Source organism: Sphingomonas sp., assembly GCF_036677245.1.
GTDB lineage: Bacteria > Pseudomonadota > Alphaproteobacteria > Sphingomonadales > Sphingomonadaceae > Allosphingosinicella.
In genome coordinates, this window is sequence record NZ_JAKFCG010000060.1 from 1 (window position 1) to 20,561 (window position 20,561).

The 20,561-nt window shown below is 65.9% G+C and carries 25 protein-coding genes, 1 tRNA gene and 1 pseudogene; 17 read left to right on the forward strand and 10 right to left on the reverse strand.

Annotation, left to right across the window (positions count from 1 at the left end):
• Positions 1 to 340: cytochrome P450 (locus V6M48_RS06805; RefSeq protein ID WP_332811780.1), on the forward strand; the 340-nt coding region annotated here is incomplete at its 5' end.
• 16 nt (positions 341 to 356) lie between these two features.
• On the opposite strand, the gene V6M48_RS06810 is transcribed toward V6M48_RS06805, so the two are convergent.
• The 3 genes from V6M48_RS06810 to V6M48_RS06820 form a co-directional block, all read right to left on the reverse strand.
• The gene (locus V6M48_RS06810; RefSeq protein WP_332811781.1) at positions 357 to 992 is read right to left on the reverse strand and encodes a 3-oxoacid CoA-transferase subunit B; all 636 of its coding nucleotides are present in this window, start codon (positions 990 to 992) and stop codon (positions 357 to 359) included.
• Entirely contained in the window at positions 992 to 1,699 is a 708-nt protein-coding gene (locus V6M48_RS06815; RefSeq protein WP_332811782.1) for a CoA transferase subunit A, read from the reverse strand. The genes V6M48_RS06810 and V6M48_RS06815 overlap by 1 nt, the downstream gene beginning before the upstream one ends.
• Positions 1,700 to 1,844: 145 nt before the next feature.
• Positions 1,845 to 2,150: an SCP2 sterol-binding domain-containing protein gene (locus V6M48_RS06820; RefSeq protein ID WP_332811783.1), complete on the reverse strand. Its 306-nt coding sequence runs from the start codon at positions 2,148 to 2,150 to the stop codon at positions 1,845 to 1,847.
• A gap of 163 nt (positions 2,151 to 2,313) precedes the next feature.
• Between V6M48_RS06820 and V6M48_RS06825 the strand changes: the two genes are divergently transcribed.
• Entirely contained in the window at positions 2,314 to 3,975 is a 1,662-nt protein-coding gene (locus tag V6M48_RS06825) for a thiamine pyrophosphate-binding protein (protein WP_332811784.1), read from the forward strand.
• A gap of 7 nt (positions 3,976 to 3,982) precedes the next feature.
• Complete coding sequence (locus V6M48_RS06830; RefSeq protein WP_332811785.1) at positions 3,983 to 4,714, forward strand: tetratricopeptide repeat protein; 732 nt, start codon at positions 3,983 to 3,985, stop codon at positions 4,712 to 4,714.
• Here V6M48_RS06830 and V6M48_RS06835 read toward each other — a convergent pair.
• Together V6M48_RS06835 and thiS are read right to left on the reverse strand one after the other, a co-directional pair.
• Entirely contained in the window at positions 4,711 to 6,693 is a 1,983-nt protein-coding gene (locus V6M48_RS06835) for a protein-L-isoaspartate(D-aspartate) O-methyltransferase (RefSeq protein ID WP_332811786.1), read from the reverse strand. The genes V6M48_RS06830 and V6M48_RS06835 overlap by 4 nt on opposite strands.
• A 75-nt stretch (positions 6,694 to 6,768) precedes the next feature.
• A complete protein-coding gene (gene thiS / locus V6M48_RS06840; protein ID WP_332811787.1) occupies positions 6,769 to 7,782 on the reverse strand; it encodes a sulfur carrier protein ThiS in 1,014 nt (337 codons plus the stop codon).
• A 51-nt stretch (positions 7,783 to 7,833) separates the two neighbouring features.
• Between thiS and aroQ the strand changes: the two genes are divergently transcribed.
• From aroQ to aat, 6 genes are all read left to right on the forward strand, one after another.
• On the forward strand, positions 7,834 to 8,274 hold the full coding sequence (aroQ, locus tag V6M48_RS06845; protein ID WP_332811788.1) for a type II 3-dehydroquinate dehydratase: 441 nt from the start codon (positions 7,834 to 7,836) through the stop codon (positions 8,272 to 8,274).
• Positions 8,275 to 8,308: 34 nt separating this feature from the next.
• Positions 8,309 to 8,788, forward strand: coding sequence for an acetyl-CoA carboxylase biotin carboxyl carrier protein (gene accB / locus V6M48_RS06850; RefSeq protein WP_332811789.1), 480 nt, complete (start codon positions 8,309 to 8,311; stop codon positions 8,786 to 8,788).
• Positions 8,789 to 8,845: 57 nt separating this feature from the next.
• The gene (gene accC / locus V6M48_RS06855) at positions 8,846 to 10,207 is read left to right on the forward strand and encodes an acetyl-CoA carboxylase biotin carboxylase subunit (RefSeq protein WP_332811790.1); all 1,362 of its coding nucleotides are present in this window, start codon (positions 8,846 to 8,848) and stop codon (positions 10,205 to 10,207) included.
• Positions 10,204 to 10,551 (forward strand): arsenate reductase (glutaredoxin), encoded by a 348-nt coding sequence (gene arsC / locus V6M48_RS06860; RefSeq protein ID WP_332811791.1) that lies wholly within the window; start codon positions 10,204 to 10,206, stop codon positions 10,549 to 10,551. The genes accC and arsC overlap by 4 nt, the downstream gene beginning before the upstream one ends.
• 146 nt (positions 10,552 to 10,697) lie before the next feature.
• Positions 10,698 to 11,444, forward strand: coding sequence for a ParA family protein (locus V6M48_RS06865; protein WP_332811792.1), 747 nt, complete (start codon positions 10,698 to 10,700; stop codon positions 11,442 to 11,444).
• Between the two features lie 101 nt (positions 11,445 to 11,545).
• Positions 11,546 to 12,292 carry a leucyl/phenylalanyl-tRNA--protein transferase gene (gene aat, locus V6M48_RS06870; RefSeq protein WP_332811816.1) on the forward strand — a complete coding sequence of 249 codons (747 nt, stop codon included), beginning with the start codon at positions 11,546 to 11,548 and terminating at the stop codon, positions 12,290 to 12,292.
• A 35-nt stretch (positions 12,293 to 12,327) separates the two neighbouring features.
• Here aat and V6M48_RS06875 read toward each other — a convergent pair.
• The 5 genes and pseudogenes from V6M48_RS06875 to V6M48_RS06895 all read right to left on the reverse strand — a co-directional run.
• Positions 12,328 to 12,711 (reverse strand): annotated as a pseudogene (locus tag V6M48_RS06875) (DUF2155 domain-containing protein); the annotation flags it as partial.
• A gap of 42 nt (positions 12,712 to 12,753) precedes the next feature.
• Positions 12,754 to 13,134 (reverse strand): NADH:ubiquinone oxidoreductase subunit NDUFA12, encoded by a 381-nt coding sequence (locus V6M48_RS06880; RefSeq protein WP_332811793.1) that lies wholly within the window; start codon positions 13,132 to 13,134, stop codon positions 12,754 to 12,756.
• 166 nt (positions 13,135 to 13,300) lie between these two features.
• The gene (locus V6M48_RS06885) at positions 13,301 to 13,801 is read right to left on the reverse strand and encodes a DUF192 domain-containing protein (RefSeq protein WP_332811794.1); all 501 of its coding nucleotides are present in this window, start codon (positions 13,799 to 13,801) and stop codon (positions 13,301 to 13,303) included.
• A gap of 21 nt (positions 13,802 to 13,822) precedes the next feature.
• A complete protein-coding gene (locus V6M48_RS06890; protein ID WP_332811795.1) occupies positions 13,823 to 14,422 on the reverse strand; it encodes a cold-shock protein in 600 nt (199 codons plus the stop codon).
• 77 nt (positions 14,423 to 14,499) lie between these two features.
• Positions 14,500 to 15,036, reverse strand: a complete 537-nt coding sequence (locus tag V6M48_RS06895) for a RecX family transcriptional regulator (protein ID WP_332811796.1) — start codon at positions 15,034 to 15,036, stop codon at positions 14,500 to 14,502.
• A 136-nt stretch (positions 15,037 to 15,172) separates the two neighbouring features.
• On the opposite strand from V6M48_RS06895, the gene V6M48_RS06900 reads away from it, so the two are divergent.
• From V6M48_RS06900 to rplL, 8 genes are all read left to right on the forward strand, one after another.
• A complete protein-coding gene (locus V6M48_RS06900; RefSeq protein WP_332811797.1) occupies positions 15,173 to 16,921 on the forward strand; it encodes a fatty acyl-AMP ligase in 1,749 nt (582 codons plus the stop codon).
• 109 nt (positions 16,922 to 17,030) lie between these two features.
• Positions 17,031 to 17,106, forward strand: a tRNA-Trp gene (locus V6M48_RS06905).
• Between the two features lie 125 nt (positions 17,107 to 17,231).
• A complete protein-coding gene (gene secE / locus V6M48_RS06910) occupies positions 17,232 to 17,429 on the forward strand; it encodes a preprotein translocase subunit SecE (RefSeq protein WP_332811798.1) in 198 nt (65 codons plus the stop codon).
• A gap of 8 nt (positions 17,430 to 17,437) precedes the next feature.
• Complete coding sequence (gene nusG, locus V6M48_RS06915) at positions 17,438 to 17,977, forward strand: transcription termination/antitermination protein NusG (protein ID WP_332811799.1); 540 nt, start codon at positions 17,438 to 17,440, stop codon at positions 17,975 to 17,977.
• A gap of 111 nt (positions 17,978 to 18,088) precedes the next feature.
• Entirely contained in the window at positions 18,089 to 18,520 is a 432-nt protein-coding gene (rplK, locus tag V6M48_RS06920) for a 50S ribosomal protein L11 (RefSeq protein WP_332811800.1), read from the forward strand.
• A gap of 4 nt (positions 18,521 to 18,524) precedes the next feature.
• The gene (rplA, locus tag V6M48_RS06925) at positions 18,525 to 19,223 is read left to right on the forward strand and encodes a 50S ribosomal protein L1 (RefSeq protein WP_332811801.1); all 699 of its coding nucleotides are present in this window, start codon (positions 18,525 to 18,527) and stop codon (positions 19,221 to 19,223) included.
• Positions 19,224 to 19,535: 312 nt separating this feature from the next.
• Positions 19,536 to 20,051: a 50S ribosomal protein L10 gene (rplJ, locus tag V6M48_RS06930; protein WP_332811802.1), complete on the forward strand. Its 516-nt coding sequence runs from the start codon at positions 19,536 to 19,538 to the stop codon at positions 20,049 to 20,051.
• A gap of 53 nt (positions 20,052 to 20,104) precedes the next feature.
• Positions 20,105 to 20,476, forward strand: a complete 372-nt coding sequence (rplL, locus tag V6M48_RS06935; RefSeq protein WP_332811803.1) for a 50S ribosomal protein L7/L12 — start codon at positions 20,105 to 20,107, stop codon at positions 20,474 to 20,476.
• Positions 20,477 to 20,561: the final 85 nt, after the last annotated feature.

The following is a 20,561-nucleotide window of genomic DNA, read 5'->3' on the forward strand; positions in this document are numbered from 1 at the left end:
CTCATTCGCGCGGCAGGTCACGACCGACCATGACATCGACGGAGTGACCCTGAAGGCCGGGTCCCGCGCATTGATGCTTTATGCCTGCGCCAACCGCGATCCGGCGAAATATCCGGACCCGGCTCGGTTCGACGTCACCCGCAAGCCCAGCGACCATCTCGGCTTCGGGTTCGGGACGCACGTCTGCGCCGGCATGCACCTCGCCAAGCTCGAGCTCGCCGTCCTGTTCGAGGCGATGGTGACGAGAGTCGCCGCGTTCCGCGCTGAAGCGCCGGTGCGCAGGCCCCACAATACATTGCGCGGCCTGGCGTCGCTGCAGGCGGAGCTGCTCGCCGCCTGACATCGGATCGCGGCGCTCAGCTGGTGTAGCGGGCGGTGGTCTTGGCGGCGACTTCCTCGGCGGTGACGCCAGGCGCCATCTCGATCAGCGCGAACGGCGCCTCGTGGTTGGGCCGGCGGAACACGCACAGATCGGTGATGATCATGTCCACCACATTCTTGCCGGTCAGCGGCAGCGTGCATTGCGGAATGAATTTGGGATCCCCGTTCTTGGAGACATGCTCCATCACGACGATGATCTGCTTGACGCCGGCGACGAGGTCCATCGCGCCGCCCATGCCCTTGATCATCTTCCCGGGGATCATCCAGTTGGCGATGTCGCCGTTCTCGCTGACCTCCATCGCGCCGAGCACGGTGAGATCGATATGTCCGCCCCTGATCATCGCGAAGCTGTCGGCCGACGAGAAGAAGGAGGAATCGGGAAGCTGGCTGATCGTCTGCTTGCCGGCGTTGATCAGATCGGGATCGGCTTCGTCCTCATAGGGAAAGGGGCCGATGCCGAGCATGCCGTTCTCGGACTGAAGGGTGACCTGCACGCCGGGCGGGATGTGGTTGGCGACCAAGGTCGGGATGCCGATGCCGAGATTGACATAATAGCCGTCGCGCAGCTCCTGCGCGGCGCGCGCGGCCATCTGGTTGCGATCCCAAGCCATCAGGCAGCCTCCCTCGGACGCGTCGTGCGGAATTCGATCTTCTTCTCGTAGGGCGATCCGTCGATCAGTCGTTTCACATAGATGCCCGGCAGATGGACGTGATCGGGATCGATGCTGCCGACCGGCACGATCTCCTCGACCTCGGCGACGCAGACGCGACCGGCGGTCGCGAGCGGCTGGTTGAAGTTGCGCGCGGTCTTGCGGAAGACGAGGTTGCCGGCCTCATCGGCCTTGTGGCCCTTGATGATCGCAAGGTCGGTGCGGATGCCGCGCTCGAGGATATAGGTCTCGCCGTCGAACTCCTTATGCTCCTTGCCCTCGGCGACGATCGTTCCGACCCCCGTCCTGGTGTAGAAGCCGGCGATCCCCGCGCCCCCTGCCCGGCAGCGTTCGGCGAGCGTCCCCTGCGGCGCGAATTCGACCTCGATCTCGCCCGCGAGATATTGCCGCTCGAACTCCTTGTTCTCGCCGACATAGGAGGAGACCATCTTCCTGATCTGGCGCGACCGCAGCAGCTTGCCGAGGCCTTCATTGTCGATGCCGGCATTGTTCGAGACGAAGGTCAGATCCTTGACGCCGCTTGCGAGGATCGCATCGATCAGCCGCTCGGGAATGCCGCTGAGCCCGAAGCCGCCGGCAGCAATCGTCATCCCGTCGAACAACAGGCCTTCGAGCGCCGCCCCGGCATTGGCATAGATTTTCTGCATCGATCGCTTCCTAAGCGAAGATCAGGCGATAGGCGGCGGCGGCGGACGCGGTCAAGGCACCTTTGCCGCAGTGCAATATTCCCCGGAATTGTTTGGGGCCGCATTGCTGTTTGCGAAAAGCCGGTACCCGCCTTTTCGCGCAATGCTAAGAGGCGCCCCCGAGGTCCGCGAAAATGCGCTGGAGGTGCAGCGCGTTAGCGAAATCACCGTCGATCCGGATGCGGCCCTGCATCAGCGCCGCCATTGGATCGAGCTCGCGCCGGCCGAGCGCCTTGAGATCGGCCCAGCTGACGCCGATCACCGTGTCGGCCGCGCCATCCTCTTCCGTGACCGCCTCCGCGACGCCGTCGAGCATCACCACGCCGTCGCTGCCGAAATCGATCTTGATACGCTTGCCGGGCAGCCAGCCGCGCTTGGCGTCCAGAATCGCCGTGATTTCACTCTTGGTCATGGCGCTCCCCTATGCGCCGCGACAATCGGGTCAAGCCTGTAGGCGGTGAAAGTCCGCGTCCCGGAGAGGATCCGGGTCGACGAGAGTGTCCGCGCGTCCGCCCTAACCCATATCGCGCATCGAGGCGTTTCCACCGCATTGGGAAATGGTCTAGGGCGCAGCCATGGCTGATCTTCGAAGCGGCGGTCGCATCCTCATCGACAATCTGGTCGCGCAAGGCTGCGAGCGGATCTTCTCGGTCCCGGGCGAGAGCTTCCTGCCGGTGCTCGACGCGCTGCTCGACACACCGCAGATCGAGTTTGTGATCTGCCGCCAGGAAGGCGGCGTCGGCTATGCGGCCGAAGCCGATGGCAAACTCACCGGCAGGCCCGGCGTCGCCTTCGTCACGCGCGGGCCAGGCGCGACCAATGCCGCGATCGGGGTCCACGCGGCGATGCAGGATTCGACGCCGATGATCCTGCTGATCGGCGATGTCGGGCGCGACGTGCGGGATCGCGAAGTCTTCCAGGAGGTCGACTTCGTCGCGATGTTCCGGCCGCTGGCGAAGTGGGTGGCGCGGATCGACGATGCGCGGCGAATCCCCGAATATATCGCGCGCGCTTATTCGACCGCGACGGCCGGCCGCCCCGGCCCCGTCGTGCTCGCGCTCCCCGAGGATGTGCTGAGCGATGAAGTCGAGGCAATCGATCGTCCTCAGGTGAAGCCGCCGGTCCAGCCTGCCTGTGCAATGGCGACGATGACGTTGATGGGCCTGCTCAACGACGCCGCCGCGCCGGTCGCGATCGTCGGCGGTGCCGGCTGGGATGCAGCCGCCGCGCATCATTTCACCGAATTCGCCGAGCGCATAGGACTGCCGGTGGCGACCGCCTTCCGGCGGCAGGATGCGATCCCGAGCAGCAGCGCGGTCTATGCCGGCAATCTCGGCTACGGCCCCAATCCCAAGCTGGTCGAGCGGATCAAGCAGGCCGATCTCCTGCTCGTCGTCGGCCCGCGGCTCGGCGAAGCGACGACCGACGGCTATACGATCGTCACGCCCGAGCATCCCGGCCAGATCCTCGTCCATGTCCACCCGGATCCCAACGAGCTCGGCAGCGTCTATCGCACTGATCTGCCGATCTGCGCCGACATGCGCGAGTTCGCCGAGCTGGTCGCCGGCTGGGACGATGAGGTGATCTCCTTCTCCTCGGGCGCCGAAGCGCGGCGCGAGTGGCTCGAATGGAGCACGCCGCAGCCCAAGGAGACGAAGCTCGATCTCGGCATGGTCGTGCTCGCGATGCGCGAGATGCTGCCCGCTGACACCATCCAATGCAGCGGCGCCGGCGCTTTCTCCGGCTGGTTCCACCGCTATTGGCGCCACGGCCCGTTCCCGAGCCAACTCGCGCCGACCAACGGCACGATGGGCTATGGCCTGCCCGCCGCGATTGCCGCGGCGCTGCGTTTCCCGGAGCGGATGGTGGTCGCGACCACCGGCGACGGCGACTTCCTGATGACCGGCCAGGAGCTTGCCACGGCCGTCCAATATGGTGCCGAGCTGATCGTGCTGGTGATCGACAACGGCAGCTACGGCACGGTGCGGATGCACCAGGAACGCGAATATCCCGAGCGTGTCTCGGGCACCGAGCTGCGCAATCCCGATTTCGCCGCGCTGGCGCGCGCCTATGGCGCGTGGGGAGAGACGGTGCTGACGACCGAGGAGTTCGCCCCGGCGCTCGAACGCGCCAAGGCCGAGCGCGGCGTCAGGCTGCTCCATCTCAAGACCGACGTCGAGATGATCGCGCACGGCACCACGATCACGCAGATCCGCAACCGCGCTCGCAAATCGTAGCATTGCGATGAGAGCAAGGTTGCGCCTGTTCCTGCCGCTCGCGCTGTTCGCCGCTTGCTGTCCCCCGGCCGCTGCGGCCGATGCGACTGTGAGGGCAAAGCTCGAAAAACTCGCAGCCGAGCGCAATCCCCAGGCCGCCTATCACCTCGGCATGATCTACCATCTTGGGCTGGGCGGGGCCGCGCGCGACCCCGCCAAAGCGTTCGAGCTGTTCAAGCAGGCCGCCGAAGGCGGCGATCCGCTCGGTGCCTATAAGATTGGATGCTATTATGCCGGCCAGGGCGAAGGTGTCGTCGCAGCCGATCCGGCCCTCGCGCTTCGCCACAAATTGGTGGCCGCCGAAGCGGGATACGCGCTCGCCCAATTTGAAGTGGCGCAGCATTATCTGCAGCGGGGCGACAGGGAAGAAGGGCTGCGTTGGCTCGAGGCGGCTGCGCGGCAAGGCTCTTCCCCCGCCTTGCTCGCGCTTGGCTCCTACCACTCCGGCCGGCCGTTTGCGGACGCAAGGGACGGCGCGAAATATTATGCTTACACCTTGCTCTCGCTCGCGGGCGAAGATGACGAGACGCGCGCCTTCGCCGCTGAGCTCAAGGCGATGTTCGCGACGGGCCTCTCCGAACAAGAGAGAGCCGGCGGCGAGAAGATCATCGCGAGCTGGCGCGCCGAACCGACGCCCCTGACCTTGAGGGCGAACGCCGGGCAGAAAGCTGCCGAAGCGCTGGTTGCCGCCCGCGATTAAAGCCCGAACGGGTAGGTATCGTCCTCGCCGGCCTGAACCGCGCCCGGCAACGGAGTCACCGCCCGCGTCTCATCGAACCACAGCCAGGCGTCGAACTGACCCGGCAGCGATGATTCGGCATAATGGCTCCAGCGCTCGGTCTCGGGCCGGTAGATCACCCCGATGAAGCGCTCGAGCTTCGAGGCCCAGAGCGCATCGCGCGCCTCCTCGTTGCGGCCCTCGCGCAGGTCGAGAAGAAAGCGGCCGACTCCGGAATCGTGGCAGAGGCGCTCATAGCTGTCGGCGAGCGACGGGCGCACATTCTTGATTTCCATCTCGGCATCCCAGTCGCTTGCGGCCGCAACGGTGCCGCTGTGGGTGCCGAAGCCGATCAGCACCGCGTCGTCGCCGAACCGTTCGCGGCAGAGCTGGCCGATGTTGAGCTCCTCGCGGACCCGGCCCATTTCGGTCTGCGACGCATCGCCGATATGCGAATTGTGGGCCCAGACGATCGCCTTGGCGCCGCTTCCCTTGGCGTCGAGAAGCTGGACGAGCGTCTCGAACATGTGCGTGTCGCGCAGGTTCCAGCTCTCGGCCGCGCCATGGTACATCACGCGGTAATAAGCCTCGGCGTTCTTGACGAGCCGCGCATTGGCGGCCGCATCGAGGAATTCGTCGCCGTCCTCCCCGACATAATCGGCGCGCTTCTGCAAAAGCTCGCGCAGCATCTGGACGACGGGCTGCTCGCATTGGGCGAACCCCTGGGTGATCGCCATGCGGCCATAGCCGGCCGGATCCTTGCTCCACGGGCGAAGGCAGCCGTAGCGCTCGCGTGCCACCGCCGCCGCCTCGGGATCGACATCGTCGAGATAGTCGATCACCGCGCGGATGGAGCCGCCGAGATTGTAGAGGTCGAGCCCGTAGAAGCCGGTCATGGCCTCGGCTGGCCGATCCTGATTGTGCCGGCGAAGCCAACGCACGAACGAATCGACGTCGGTGTTGCGCCACATCCATGTGGGGAACCGCTGGAAGGCCGCCTCCTCGCCTTCGCGCCTCGGGCGATGACGGACATAGCGGTCGATGTTGGCGGCGTCGGGCCAATCGGCTTCGACCGCGAGGATGTTGAAGCCGTGGCGCTCGATCAGGCGGCGCGAGATCGCGGCGCGCGCCTGGTAGAATTCGGACGTGCCGTGGCTCGCCTCCCCGAGCAGCACGATCCGCGCATCGCCAAAGCGGTCGAACAAGGCACCGAAGGCGGGATCGTCGAATTCGGGCAGCGGCTCGGCGGCCGAACGGATGAGCTCGGGCAAGGCGAGCGGCTGCGAGCGTTCGCCGCCGCCATCGCCGGCCGCGTCGCGCCAGCCGTGCTGGCCGATCAGCGGCACGAACCGGACCGGGCCAAGATCCTCCTGCTCATATTCGTCGGCGCCGACCCTGGTGACCTTGACCAGGCTCTGGACCGAATACGGCTCGCCGATCGGCATCACCAGCCGCCCGCCGATCACGAGCTGGGCGAGCAGCACCTCGGGGACGTGCGAACCGCTCGCGGCGGCGAGGATGGCATCGAACGGCGCTTCCTGCGGGCACCCCTTGCTGCCGTCGCCGTGACGGATTTCGACATTGGGGTAGCCGAGCCGCTCGATCCGCGCGCGGGCGAGATCGGCAAGCTCCTGGTGGCGCTCGATCGCAATCACCTGCTTCGCGACCCGCCCCATCACCGCCGCCGCATAACCCGAACCGGCGCCGATCTCGAGCACGCGGTCGGTAGGCGAGATTTCCGCCGCCTCGATCATCAGCGCGACGATATAGGGCTGCGAAATGGTCTGATCGGCTTCGATCGGGAGCGGCGAATCCTCGTAGGCGAATTCCTCGAGATGCGCGGGGACGAACGCCTCGCGCGGCACCTCGCGCATGGCATCGAGCAGGCGATGGCCCATGATTCCGCGGGCGGCGACCTGCCGCTTGACCATGCGGTTGCGCTCCGCGGCGAAGTCGCCCATTCGGACCCCTCCAATCGATGCGCCTACCAACTCGCGCCGGTGTCGGCTGTTCCTGCCGACGGCGGAGGGAGGAAGCTAGATCAGCCCTGCGAGCGGGCTCGACGGGTCGGCGTAGCGGCGCTTGCCCATGCGGCCGGCGCGATAGGCCAACCGGCCCGCCTCGACCGCTGCTTTCATCGCGCGCGCCATCAGCACCGGATCCTTCGCTTCCGCGATCGCGGTGTTCATCAGCACCCCGTCGCAGCCGAGCTCCATCGCCACCGCTGCGTCGGAGGCGGTGCCGACGCCGGCATCGACCAGCACCGGAACTTTGGAATTCTCGACCATCAGCCGGATCATCACCTGATTCTGCAGGCCAAGTCCGGAGCCGATCGGCGCACCCAACGGCATGATCGCGACGGCGCCCAGATCCTCGAGCCGCTTGGCCGCGATCGGATCGTCGGCACAATAGACCATCGGCTCGAAGCCTTCCTTGGCGAGGATCTCGGTTGCGCGCAAAGTCTCGACCATGTCGGGATAGAGCGTCTTCGCTTCGCCGAGCACCTCGAGCTTGACCAGGGTCCAGCCGCCGGCTTCGCGCGCGAGGCGCAAGGTGCGGATCGCCTCTTCGGCGGTGAAGCAGCCCGCGGTGTTCGGGAGATAGGTGATGATCTTGGGATCGATATAATCCATCAGCAGCGGCTGGCTGCGGTCAGCGATATTGACGCGACGCACCGCGACGGTGACGATTTCCGCGCCCGATGCCTCGACCGCAGCGGCATTCTGCTCGAGACTCTTATATTTGCCGGTCCCGACGATCAGCCGCGATCGGAAGGTGCGGCCGGCGACCGTCCAGCTGTCAGTCCCGCCTTCGGTGGCCGTGCCGACATGATCGCCGCCGCCGACGAAGGTGACGATCTCATAGTCGTCGCCATCCTCGATCTCGACGTCGGCCAGGGTCGAACGCGGCACGATTTCGAGGTTGCGCTCGACCGCCACCTTGGTCGGCTCCAGCCCGAGCTCGAGCGCGAGCTGCGCGATCGTCATCCCCTTCGGCACGCGACGGTGCTCGCCGTTCACGCGGATCGACAGGGTCTGGTCGTCTACCATAAGCGGGCTTGCCTTTGCGCTCTTCGGATTACCGCCATATAGGGACTCGCGATGGCGACGCTACCGATGATCTACGTGCTCAATGGCCCGAATCTCAACCTGCTTGGGACGCGGGAACCGCATATCTACGGATCGGACACGCTCGACGACATCGCAGGCGCGCTGGAGGACCGAGCGAAGGCGCTCGGCCTCGGCATCGACATGCGCCAATCCAACCATGAGGGGCATCTCGTCGACTGGCTGCAGGAGGCCAATGCGAGGGGTGCGAAAGCGGTGATCCTCAATGCCGGGGCGTTCACCCACACCTCGGTCGCGATCCACGACGCGATCAAGGGGATCGACGTGCCGGTCATCGAGGTTCACCTTTCGAACCCCCATTCGCGCGAGCCCTTTCGCCATCACAGCTATATCACGCCGGTCGCGAGGGGCATCGTCGCGGGCTTCGGAGCCTCGGGCTACGAGCTTGCTCTGGACGCGGCGGCGCGTCTCTGACAAGGCGCGCGACAACAGGGGATAAGAGGCTCGGATGACGGATAGTGACGGCAATGCCGAAACTGGCATGCAGGTCGATGCCGATCTGGTTCGCCAGCTCGCCGAATTGCTCACCGAAAACGATCTGACCGAGATCGAGGTCGAGGACGGCAGCCGCCGGATCGTCGTCAAGCGTCAGCTGATCGCCGCTCCGGTCGCGGCACCGGTCGCGGCGGCGCCGGTGGCGGTGCACAGCGAGCAAGCGGCAGCCGCCACGGCGGACGAGATCGCGCGCAACCATCCCGGCCTGGTCAAATCGCCGATGGTCGGCACTGCCTATCTTGCCGGCGAGCCGGGGGCAGAGCCGTTCGTTGCGCCGGGCACCAGGGTCAATGCCGGCGATACATTGCTGCTGATCGAGGCGATGAAGGTGATGAACGCCATCGCTGCGCCCCGCGCCGGCACGGTAACCCAGATATTGGTGCAGAACGCGCAGCCGGTGGAATACGATCAGCCGCTCGTCGTCATCGAGTAGAACGGACATGGCTGTTCACCCGGTCCCGACCGTCTCCGCCAGCGGGGCGAAGCGCTGATGCCGATCAAGAAGATCCTGATCGCCAACCGCGGCGAGATCGCGCTCCGCATCCACCGTGCCTGCCACGAGATGGGCATCAAGACGGTCGCGGCGCATTCGACCGCCGATGCCGACGCGATGCACGTGAGGCTCGCCGACGAAGCGATCTGCATCGGCCCGCCGCCGGCCGCCGATTCCTATCTCAACATCCCCAACATCATCTCGGCCGCCGAGCTCGCTCACGCCGATGCGATCCATCCCGGCTACGGCTTCCTTTCGGAGAATGCGCAATTCGCCGAGATCGTCGAGCTGCACAACATCATCTGGATCGGCCCCAAGCCCGAGCACATCCGCACGATGGGCGACAAGGTCGAGGCGAAAAGGACCGCGGCGAAGCTCGGCCTGCCGCTGGTGCCGGGCTCCGACGGTCCGGTCGAGGAGTTCGCCGCGGCGCGAATAATCGCGGCCGAGACCGGCTATCCGGTGATCATCAAGGCCGCATCGGGCGGCGGCGGCCGCGGGATGAAGGTCGTCCGCCACGAAGGCGAGCTCGAAGCGCAGATGATGCAGGCGCGCAGCGAGGCGAAGAACGCATTCGGCGACGACACCGTCTATATCGAGAAATATCTCGACGATCCCCGGCACATCGAGTTCCAGGTGTTCGGCGATGGCCAGGGCAATGCGATCCATCTCGGCGAGCGCGACTGCTCGCTCCAGCGCCGCCACCAGAAAGTGCTCGAGGAAGCACCCTCCCCGGTCATAACGGAAGAACAGCGTGCCCGGATGGGGGCGATCGTCGTCAAGGCGATGGCCGAGATGGGTTATCGCGGCGCGGGAACGATCGAATTCCTCTACGAGAACGGCGAATTCTACTTCATCGAGATGAACACGCGGCTTCAGGTCGAGCATCCGGTGACGGAGATGATCACCGGCATCGATCTGGTGCGCGAGCAGATCCGCATCGCATCGGGCGAAGGCCTGTCGTGCCGGCAGGAGCAGGTGCAGTTCCGCGGCCACGCGATCGAGTGCCGGATCAACGCCGAGGATCCGCAGACCTTCGCGCCCTCCCCGGGCCTGGTCAAAAATTACGTCGCCCCGGGCGGCATGCACGTCCGAGTCGATAGCGGCCTCTACGCCGGCTATCGCGTCCCGCCTTATTACGACAGCATGATCGGCAAATTGATCGTCTATGGGACGACCCGCGAGCGCTGCATCCTGCGGCTGCGGCGCGCGCTCGAGGAATTCGTCGTCGACGGCATGAAGACGACGATCCCGCTCCACCAGAAACTGGTCGACGATCCCGAATTCAGGAGCGGCGACTATACGATCAAATGGCTCGAGCAATGGCTGGCCCGGGCGGAGGTCGAGCAAGACGTATGAAAGCCACCATCTACCACAATCCACGCTGCGGCACGTCGCGCAAGACGCTCGAGCTGCTCGGCGATGCCGGCGCCGATGTCACGGTGATCGAATATCTCAAGAACCCGCCGAGCAAGGCGGAGCTCAAGCGGCTCTATGCGCGCGCCGGCATCAGTGCGCGCGAAGGCCTTCGCGCCAAGGAACCGCTCGCGCAGGAGCTCGGCCTGCTCGGCGACGACGTCAGCGATGAGGCTATCCTCGACGCGATGGTCGAGCATCCGATCCTGATCAACCGTCCTCTGGTCGAGACCGACAAGGGCGTGCGCTTGTGTCGCCCGCAAGAGGAAGTTCGCTCGATCCTCTGACTGTCCCCTCCCTGCGGAGAGGATGAGGGCAGCGGGCCAGGCGGCTCTGTCATAAAAGAGTCGCGGTCCGGCAGCTATCCCGTCTCCGATCCACGCAGCTTGCCGATCTTGCGGCAATGCCCAATAATGCGCGGATGCGGGGAAAGATGAAATCTATCGCCATCTACAGCCTCAAGGGCGGCGTGGGTAAGACCACCTTCGCGGTCAACCTCGCCTGGGCCGCGGCCGCCTTGTCGGCGCGCAGGACCTTGTTGTGGGATCTCGATCCGCAGGCGGCGGCAAGCTTCCTGCTCGACGGCGAGCGCAAGGGCGAAGGCGAGGCGCAGGCGGTGTTCGCGCGCGACGTCGCCCCTGCCAAGCTCATCCAGCCGACCGCCACGCCGCGGCTCGACCTGATCCCCGCCGATGCCTCGTTGCGCGGGCTCGACCGGCTGCTGTTCGGCCTTGGCAAGAAGAAGCGGCTCGAGAAGCTGCTCGAGCGGCTCAGCAAGGATTATGACCGGATCTTTCTCGATTGCCCGCCGGGGCTCACCGAGACCAGCGAGCAGGTGCTGCGCGCAGCCGACCTGATCATCGTGCCGGTGATCCCCTCGCCGCTCTCGCAGCGCGCGCTCAACGAGGTGATCGCGTTCCTCGATCGCCACGAGATCCGCCGCGGTGCGCTGCTGCCGGTCTACAATATGGCCGATCGGCGGCGCTCGATGCATCTGCTCGCGCTGCGATCGAACCCGGAATGGCCGGTGGTGCCGATGGCGAGCGCGATCGAGGCGACGACCGAGCGGCACCAGGCGGTCGGGGCGTTCGCGCCGCGCTCGCCGGGCGCTGAGGCGATGGCGGCCTTGTGGCAGGCGATCGAGCGGCGGCTCGCGCGCAGCAATTCGACGCCGCGCTAAGACCACCGACCCTAGGTCATTTCCCCGGCGACGGTTCAAAGTCGGCCGAAATCGAACCAAGCCGGTTGACCGGCCGTGCGGCCCGCTCCAATTTCACCACAATGGCGGTACTTGATCCGGAATTGCTGCTGCGTGCTTATTCCGTCGGAGTCTTCCCGATGGCCGACAGCCGGGACGCGGCGAAGATCTTCTGGGTCGAGCCGCGCCGCCGGGCGATCCTGCCGTTGAACCGCTTCAAGGTGTCGCGCTCGCTGCGCAAGACCCTGGTTCGCGGCACGTTCGAGGTGACGGCCGATCAGGCGTTCGGCGCGGTCGTCCGCCATTGCGCCGACCGCGAGGAAACCTGGATCAACGATGAGATCGAAAGCAGCTACAATCTGCTCCATCGGCTCGGCCATGCCCATTCGGTCGAATGCTGGGCCGACGGCGCGCTCGTCGGCGGCGTCTACGGCGTCAAGCTCGGCGGCGCCTTCTTCGGCGAAAGCATGTTCTCGACGCGCACCGACGCCTCGAAGGTTGCGCTGGCCTGGCTCGTCGCACGGCTGATCGTCGGCGGCTACAGGCTGCTCGATTGCCAATTCATGACCGAGCATCTGCGAAGCCTCGGCGCGATCGAGATCAGCCAGAAGGATTATCTGGCGCTGTTGTCGTCCGCGCTTGCCTCGGGCGCGCCCGAAGACGGTTCAGGCGCCGGTGCTGCGGGCGGCGCTGCCGGCGCCGGCGCGGCCGGCCCGGTCGGCGTCGAATTCGGGGCCCTCGACCGGTTGCTCGCCGGCGATCCGAGGCGGACGGTCGACTCCCCAGCCTCGGGATGGGTCATCGCGCAGCTCTTGGGCCAGACGTCGTAGATCGGATGCTCGACGACGTTGAGCGACGGCGTTTCCTTGTAGAGCCAGCCTGAGAAGACCCGCTGGAACTGGTCCTGCGGGTTGCGCACGTCGAGCTGGACGAACGCGCCGGTAAGCTTCTGCACCTCCCAGGGCGCGGTCGTCTCACAGGCACGCAGGCGGATGATCACGTCGCCGAGACGGACCGCCTGACCAGGCTTCAGCGTGACGTCCCGCGAAATCCCGTTGCGCTTGTTGAGCAGCCCGATCACCGCCACCCGCTCGGCCATCGGCGTCGTTCCCGGCGCGATCGCATCGACGGTCTGCGGCACGTCGACCGTCACCGGCTCCGGCTCGCCCTTGCCCGATCGCGCCGACGGCGTCGGCGAGCGATCGCAAGCGCCAAGCGCAAGCAGGCCGGCCGCGGCTGTCATGGCCATCAGGTGGTTGGGAAGCGGGCTCCTCACCGGGGCGCCATCAGCTCAATTCGGAGTCCAGGCTTCATAGTCGCCGCTCGCGGCCTGGCGTTGCCCGCCGCGGTCGAGCGAACCCGACGGCCGATAGGCAGCGGACGTGCCGGTCATGTTGGGCATCGGCGGCTTGAGGAATTTCGGCGGCGGCGGCAGCGCCTCATCCGGCAGGCCCTCGATCTGATGATGGATCCATGCATACCATTCGGGCGGGATCCGGCTCGCATCATTGGGGCCGTTGTAGATCACCCAGCGGCGCGTGCCCTTCTTGGCCTGGAAATAGACGTTGCCATAGACGTCGCTGCCGACGCGGACGCCGTTGAAGCGCGTGAACAATGCCGTCCCAAAGGTCGCGCCGTCCCACCAGGTGAACATCATCTTCAACGCTCGCATCATGACTGCACGAACCTTGCGCTGCGGGAGCCGCCGGAGCGGCGGGGGACGGGACCGGCTTTCATAGCAGCGGCGTTAGCGCCGAAGCCCGCGCGAGCGCAAGCATTGTCCCCCCAGGCGAGCATCATCCCGCGCAGCCCCAGGCATCATCCCAGTCGGCCAAAGGTCAGGACGCCGGAGCGCCCGCCCAGATCACGCGATCGCCGGCGGCGATGCCGAGCTCGGTGGAGCGGCCGCCCCTCAACTCGAGCACGGCAACGACCGGCTCGCCCGCGGATACCGGATCGAGCGAGTAAGGCACGGTGTTGACCGCGATGCGCGCGATGACGCCGTCGGCGCGGATGAAGAGCATGTCGAGCGGCACGACGGTGTTCTTCATCCAGAAGCTCGCGACGACCGGCGCGCGGAATGGGAAGATCATCCCTTCATTGTCGCCGACCCGCTCGCGGAACATCAGTCCGCGGGCCTGCTCGTTGGGCGTGCGCGCCACCTCGACCGAAAAATGGTGGGTGCGGCCGCGGCTCTTGATCTCGAGCGGCACCGTCTCCAGCCCGGCGGGCGACAGCTGCCGCGCCGCCGGCTGTGCGGCCGAACCGCGCGTCTCGGCCGTGCAGCCGGCGAGCGCGACGAAGATCGCAAGCGGAAGAAGGAAGGGATTGCGACTCACTGTGAAAACTCCGGGTCCGGCTCAGACAGGCTCGACCTCGACCGCGAGCGGGCCCTTGCGACCGAGCGCCACCCGGGCGCGCAACGGCTGGTCGGGCGTCAAATCGCTGAGGCCACCCCGCCTGACCGTCTCCATATGAACGAAGATGTCCTCGCCCCCGGTGGCAGCTTCGCTTTCGCGGACCAGAAAGCCATAGCCCTTGAGGCGATTGAACCATTTCACCCGCACCCGTTCGAACGGACCGGCCTCGTCGAGCAAGGCGGCGGGGTCGATGCGCTCGCCCCCTGCCGCGGCAGGCCGCGCCAGCTCGGGCACGATTGCCTGGCTGAGATCGATCGACAGGATCTTCTTGGCCTGGAGGCCGCGCTCCTGCTCCGCCACCAGGCACTCGACGATCGTCCCCTCGGGGAGGCTCCTGCGGTCATGCTCCTTGAGGATGCTGAAGTGGATGAGGATGTCGCCCTTGGCCTGATCGCTCACCAGGAAGCCGAAGCCGCGGGTCGCGTCGAACCATTTGACCGAGCCGGTCAGCTTGACGAATGCGTCGCCTTCGGACGGCCCGTCGCCAGCTCCGTCCGAAGGCGCGTCATTGTCTGCAGCCGCTCCGGGGCGCGCGATCATGAACCGTCCATTCACCATATTAGAGGGTCACGACTATCATGGTCTCCCCGGACTTGTGAACTGTTCCGACACGATTTTTACGGCTCGTCGAATTCCTGCAACTCTTCGGGGGACGCGCCGAGGACCTTCCGGACGATTTCACCGGGGTGGCCGGCCCTCATCATTGCCGCAAACGCCTTCTGCTGCGCCGCCCGATCGGCGGGCGCGGCGGCGTAGGGCCCGATCTTCCGCCGTCGCGCGAAGCGGAGCGCGGCGGCGAACGCGCCGTCCTCGAGCTGCTCGCGGACCGCATCCGCCGCGTCGCCCGCAACTCCTGCGCTGCGCAGCGCAAGCCCCACCCGGCGCGCGCCGAAGCCGCGTCGCTGCAGCGCCTCCCCTCGCGCCAGCGCAAAAGCTTCGTCGTCGATATAGCCGAGCTCGACGAACCGCTCGACGATCGAGTCCACTCCCGGCGCGGAGGGATCCTTCCATCCGCGTTCCCGCACCTTGCGGTTCAGATAAGTGCGAAGCTTGGCCTGGGTGGTGGCATAACGGCCGACGTAAAAAAGGCCGAGCCTCTCCAGGCCCGGCTGATCGAGCGGGCGAGGCGCTGCTTTGTGACGTCCAGATCTCACGCGCCATGATTGTGCCACAGTCGAGCCGGAATATGAACGCGCCTTGTTTCCAAAGCAGGGGAACAATGTGTGTGCGTCCTACCGGGCGACAATGAGGATCCATGCGACAGTGCTTGAAGAGGAAAAAGGCAAAGCTATGCCGCGCCAATCGGCTGACCAGCTCATTCCGACTCCAACTGCCGACGATCTTCCCCGCCGCTACGCGGACTTCGAAACGCTCGGGGACGCGCTCGACTATGCCGCCAAGGGTATTCGCGGCCTCAATTTCCACGATCCGCGCGGCACCTTGGCGCGCGCCTACCGTTTCAGCGAGCTGCGTGAGGATGCGCTCGCCGCCGCGCGACGCCTGATCGCGCGGGGGATCGGCCGCGGCGATCGCGTGGCGCTCGTCGCGGAAACCGGCCCCGACTTCGCAGCCTTGTTCTTCGGCGTCGTCTATGCCGGCGGCTGGCCTGTTCCGCTGCCGCTCCCGACCTCGTTCGGAGGGCGCGATTCCTACATCGACCAGATCGGCGTCCAGCTCAGGAGCTGCGATCCGAGCCTGCTTCTCTACCCCGCCGAGTTGGCGGCAATGGCCGGCGCCGCCGCCGACGCGATCGGCGTCGAGAGCATGGCCTGGGAAAGCTTCGCCTTATTGCCGTCGCCCGATGCCAAGCTGCCGCAGGCGCGGGGCGACGATATCGCCTATCTCCAATATTCGAGCGGCTCGACCCGTTTTCCGCATGGCGTGGCGGTGACTCACCAGGCGCTGCTCCATAATCTCGCCGCGCACAGCAACGGCATGGAGGTGGTCGACAGCGACCGCTGCGTGTCCTGGCTGCCCTGGTACCATGACATGGGGCTGGTCGGCTGCTTCCTCTCCCCGGTCGCCAATCAGGTTTCGACCGATTACCTCAAGACCGAGGATTTCGCTCGGCGGCCGCTCGCTTGGCTCGACCTCATCAGCCGCAACACCGGCACGACGCTGAGCTATTCACCGACTTTCGGCTATGACATTTGCGCGCGCCGGATCGGCAGCCAGAGCAAGGTCTCCGAGCGCTTCGACCTTTCGCGCTGGCGTGTCGCCGGCAATGGCGCGGACATGATCCGCCCCGACGTGATGCAGGCGTTCGTCGATGCCTTCGCCGAGGCCGGCTTCAAGGCCAGCAGCTTCCTGCCGAGCTACGGCCTCGCCGAAGCCACTTTGGCGGTGTCGATCATGCCCCCGGGCGAAGGTATCGTCGTCGAGCTGGTCGCCGAAACCGAGCTGGCCGGCGGCGACACCGCGCGGCGCGACCGGCCGCAGCGCTATCGGCCGATCGTCAATTGCGGCAGGCCGGTGCCGGGGATGGAAATCGCGATCCGCGACGACGAAGGCCAGTTGCTGCCCGAGCGCGCGATCGGCAGGCTCTACGCCCGCGGCCCCTCGATCATGGTCGGCTATTTCCGCGACGAGGAAGCGACCGCCGCCTGCCTCGATGCCGATGGCTGGCTCGACACCGGCGACATGGGCTATTTGTCCGACGGCTATGTCTACATCGTCGGCCGGGCGAAGGACATGATCATCATCAACGGCAGGAATCACTGGCCCCAGGACATCGAATGGGCGGTGGAACAGCTGCCGGGCTTCAAGGCGGGCGACATCGCCGCTTTCTCGATCACCACTCCGGGCGGCGAGGAGACGCCGGCGGTGCTGGTCCAATGCCGCACCTCCGACGCCGAGGAACGCGGCCGGCTGCGCGACGAGATCCGCGAACGCGTGCGCGCGATCACCGGCATGAACTGCGTGATCGAACTGGTGCCGCCGCGCACTTTGCCGCGCACCAGCTCGGGCAAGCTCAGCCGCGCCAAGGCGCGCAACCTCTATCTTTCGGGCGGCATCCAGCCGTACGACATCGCCGCCTGAAGCGGGCAGGCCGGAGTCTTCGGTTCGTCGCGCCGGCGCAGAGCATGTCTCCCCCTCCCTCTTGCGCGCAACGCGCTCCCTCGTTAAGTGCACGGCCTCTCCGGCTCGGAGGAGTGTAGCTCAGCTGGTAGAGCATCGGTCTCCAAAACCGAGGGCCGTGGGTTCGAGTCCCTCCACTCCTGCCATTTCACATTCCACGCCTCGTGGGATTGCGATTTGGGGCCGCAGGGACGAAATAAGGGTCGAGGCCGCTCCGGTCGGACGGAGCGCCATCGGCCTCTTTGCTGTTGGTTTTTGAAGGTGTGAGCAGGTGGCCAGGGTCAGCATCGGCGAATTTGCGCGGCAGGTTAAAGCCGAAACTGCCAAGGTCGTCTGGCCGACGCGCAGGGAAACGATTGTCACCACCATCATGGTGATCATCATGACCTCGCTGCTCGGTATCTTCTTCTTTGCCGTCGATTCGGCGTTCAGCACGCTCGTGAGAACGTTGCTGGGGCTGCTGAGCTAGGGATCATAATGTCTCGTTGGTACATCATTCACGCTTACTCGGGCTTCGAGAACAAGGTGCGCGACGCGATCATGGCGGAAGCGCATCGGCTTGGCCTCGACACGCTCGTCGAAGCGGTCGAAGTCCCGACCGAGAAGGTCACCGAGGTCCGCCGCGGCAAGAAGGTGACCTCGGACCGCAAATTCTTCCCGGGCTACGTGCTGGCGAAGCTGGCGATGAACGACGACGTCTACCATCTGGTGAAGAACACACCGAAGGTGACCGGCTTCCTCGGCTCGTCGGGGAAACCCCAGCCGATCTCGGAAGCCGAGGCGGCGCGCATCCTCAACACCAAGGACGAGGCTGCAGCCGCGACGCCCAAGGCGAAGGTCAGCGTCGATTATGAGATCGGCGACAGCGTCAAGGTGCTCGAAGGCCCGTTCGCGAGCTTCAACGGCATCGTCGAGGAGCTCGATTTCGACCGCGGCCGCGTCAAGGTCGGCGTCTCGATCTTCGGCCGCGCGACGCCGGTCGAGCTCGAGTTCGAGCAGGTCGAGCTGGCCAAATAGGATCATCACGAGATCGCCCGGGCCGCACGCGGTTTGGCCCGGGATGATGTGCGGGAGGCAGTGCCACTGCCGTTAGGACCGCTAAACCGCAAATTTGAAGGTGACTGAACAATGGCAAAGAAGATTACGGGCTATATCAAGCTCCAGGTGCCCGCGGGCGCCGCCAACCCGAGCCCGCCGATCGGGCCCGCATTGGGCCAGCGCGGCGTCAATATCATGGAATTCTGCAAGGCGTTCAACGCCTCGACCGGCGACCTCGAAAAGGGCATGCCGATCCCGACGGTGATCACCGTCTTTGCGGATCGCAGCTTTTCGTTCGAGACGAAGACGCCGCCGGCCTCGTTCCTGATCAAGAAGGCCGCCAACATCAAGTCGGGCTCGAAGGAGCCCGGCAAGGCAAGCGCCGGCAAGATCACGCGCTCGGCGCTTCGCCAGATCGCCGAGACCAAGATGAAGGACTTGAACGCCAACGATCTCGACGCGGCGACCAAGATCATCGAAGGCTCTGCCGTCTCGATGGGCCTCGAAGTGGTGGAGGGCTGATACGATGGCTAAGCTGACCAAGAAGCAGAAAGCGCAAGCGAGCACGGTCGATGCCGAGCGTCTCTATGGCGTTTCCGAGGCGATCGGGCTGGTGAAGTCCAACGCCACCGCCAAGTTCGACGAGACGATCGAGGTCGCGATGAACCTCGCCGTCGATCCGCGTCATGCGGACCAGATGGTGCGCGGCGTCGTCACCCTCCCCGCCGGCACCGGCAAGGACGTGCGCGTCGCGGTGTTCGCGCGCGGCAACAAGGCCGACGAGGCCCTGGCAGCGGGTGCGGACATCGTCGGCGCCGAGGATCTGATGGAGACCATCCAGGGCGGCACGATCGATTTCGACCGCGTGATCGCGACCCCCGACATGATGGGTGTCGTCGGCCGTCTCGGCAAGGTGCTTGGCCCCAAGGGCCTGATGCCGAACCCAAAGCTCGGCACCGTCACGCCGAACGTCGCCGAAGCGGTCAAGGCCGCCAAGGGCGGCCAGGTCGAGTTCCGCGTCGAGAAGGCCGGGATCATCCATTCCGGGATCGGCAAGGCGAGCTTCTCCGAAGCCGATCTTCGCCGCAACTTCGACGCCTTCGTCGATGCGATCGTCAAGGCCAAGCCGTCGGGCGCCAAGGGGCGCTATGTCCGCAAGGTGGCGCTGAGCTCGACGATGGGCCCCGGCGTCAAGGTCGACGCCGCGGAAGTGTCGCTGGTCTGAGAATATCGCCGGGCCGCGCCTCGCGCGTCCCGGCCTGAAATTGCCGGAGGGACATTCCCGCCGGCATCACCGCCGGAAAGCGATGCTTTCCGGCACACCGTCCGAGACAGCGGGGGTTCTCCTTTGGAGGACTTAAAATCCCCCCGCCAAGACGGGGAACAGTTTTCCGGCCCGCCCGTGCGATGGGAGGCCGGGTCTGCCGGGTGTGATCTCGGCCAGGCAACCAATCCCCTCGGACATCCGGTGAGCGGCAGTTCCGCTCATCGGTTCACCGTCCCGGCAGACATTCTGCCGGGCTGAATGGAGAGTGGCATGGATCGAGCTCAAAAGTCCGAGCTGGTTGCCGAGCTGAAGCAGACGTTATCCGAGACGAGCGTGGTGGTCGTCACCCGCAATCTCGGCCTCACAGTGGCGCAATCCACCGCCTTGAGGACGCGGATGCGCGAGGCAGGCGCCGGCTACAAGGTAGCGAAGAACCGGCTCGCTCTCATTGCGATCGAGGGGACCACCTACGCCAACATCAGCGATCTGCTGACGGGGCCGACGGCGCTCGCCACATCGACCGATCCCGTCGCGGCCGCCAAGGTGGCCGTCGACTTCGCGAAGACGACCGACAGGTTCGAAATCGTGGGCGGCGCGATGGGCGACACCATCCTCGACGTCAATGGGGTGCGGGCGCTCGCTGCGCTTCCGTCGCTTGACGAACTGCGTGCAACGATCGTGGGCCTGGTTCAGGCACCCGCGACCAAGCTCGCGCAGCTTGCCAATGCGCCGGCAGCCAAGCTGGCCCGCGTCTTTGGTGCTTATGCGGCCAAAGAAGACGCCTGAATTCACATCAACATCTGAACTGAACGGGGCAATTGCCCTCACGGAGACATCACATGGCAGACATTAACGCACTGGTTGATCAACTTTCGCAGCTCACCGTCCTCGAGGCGGCCGACCTCGCCAAGGCGCTCGAAGAGAAGTGGGGCGTCTCGGCCGCTGCAGCAGTTGCGGTTGCGGGTCCCGCCGCCGCCGCCGCTCCGGCCGCCGAAGAGAAGACCGAGTTCGACGTCATCCTCACCGGCGACGGCGGCAAGAAGATCAACGTGATCAAGGAAGTCCGCGCGCTGACCGGCCTCGGCCTGGGCGAAGCCAAGGCGCTCGTCGAGAGCGCTCCCAAGGCGATCAAGGAAGGCGTCAACAAGGACGAAGCCGAGAAGATCAAGAAGCAGATCGAGGAAGCCGGCGGCACCGTCGAGCTGAAATAAGCTGCTTCGGCCTCGGCCGAACAAGCCATGGCCAAAAAGCCGGGGCTGAAAAGTTGAAGGGGCGGCTCGCAAGGGCCGCCCCTTT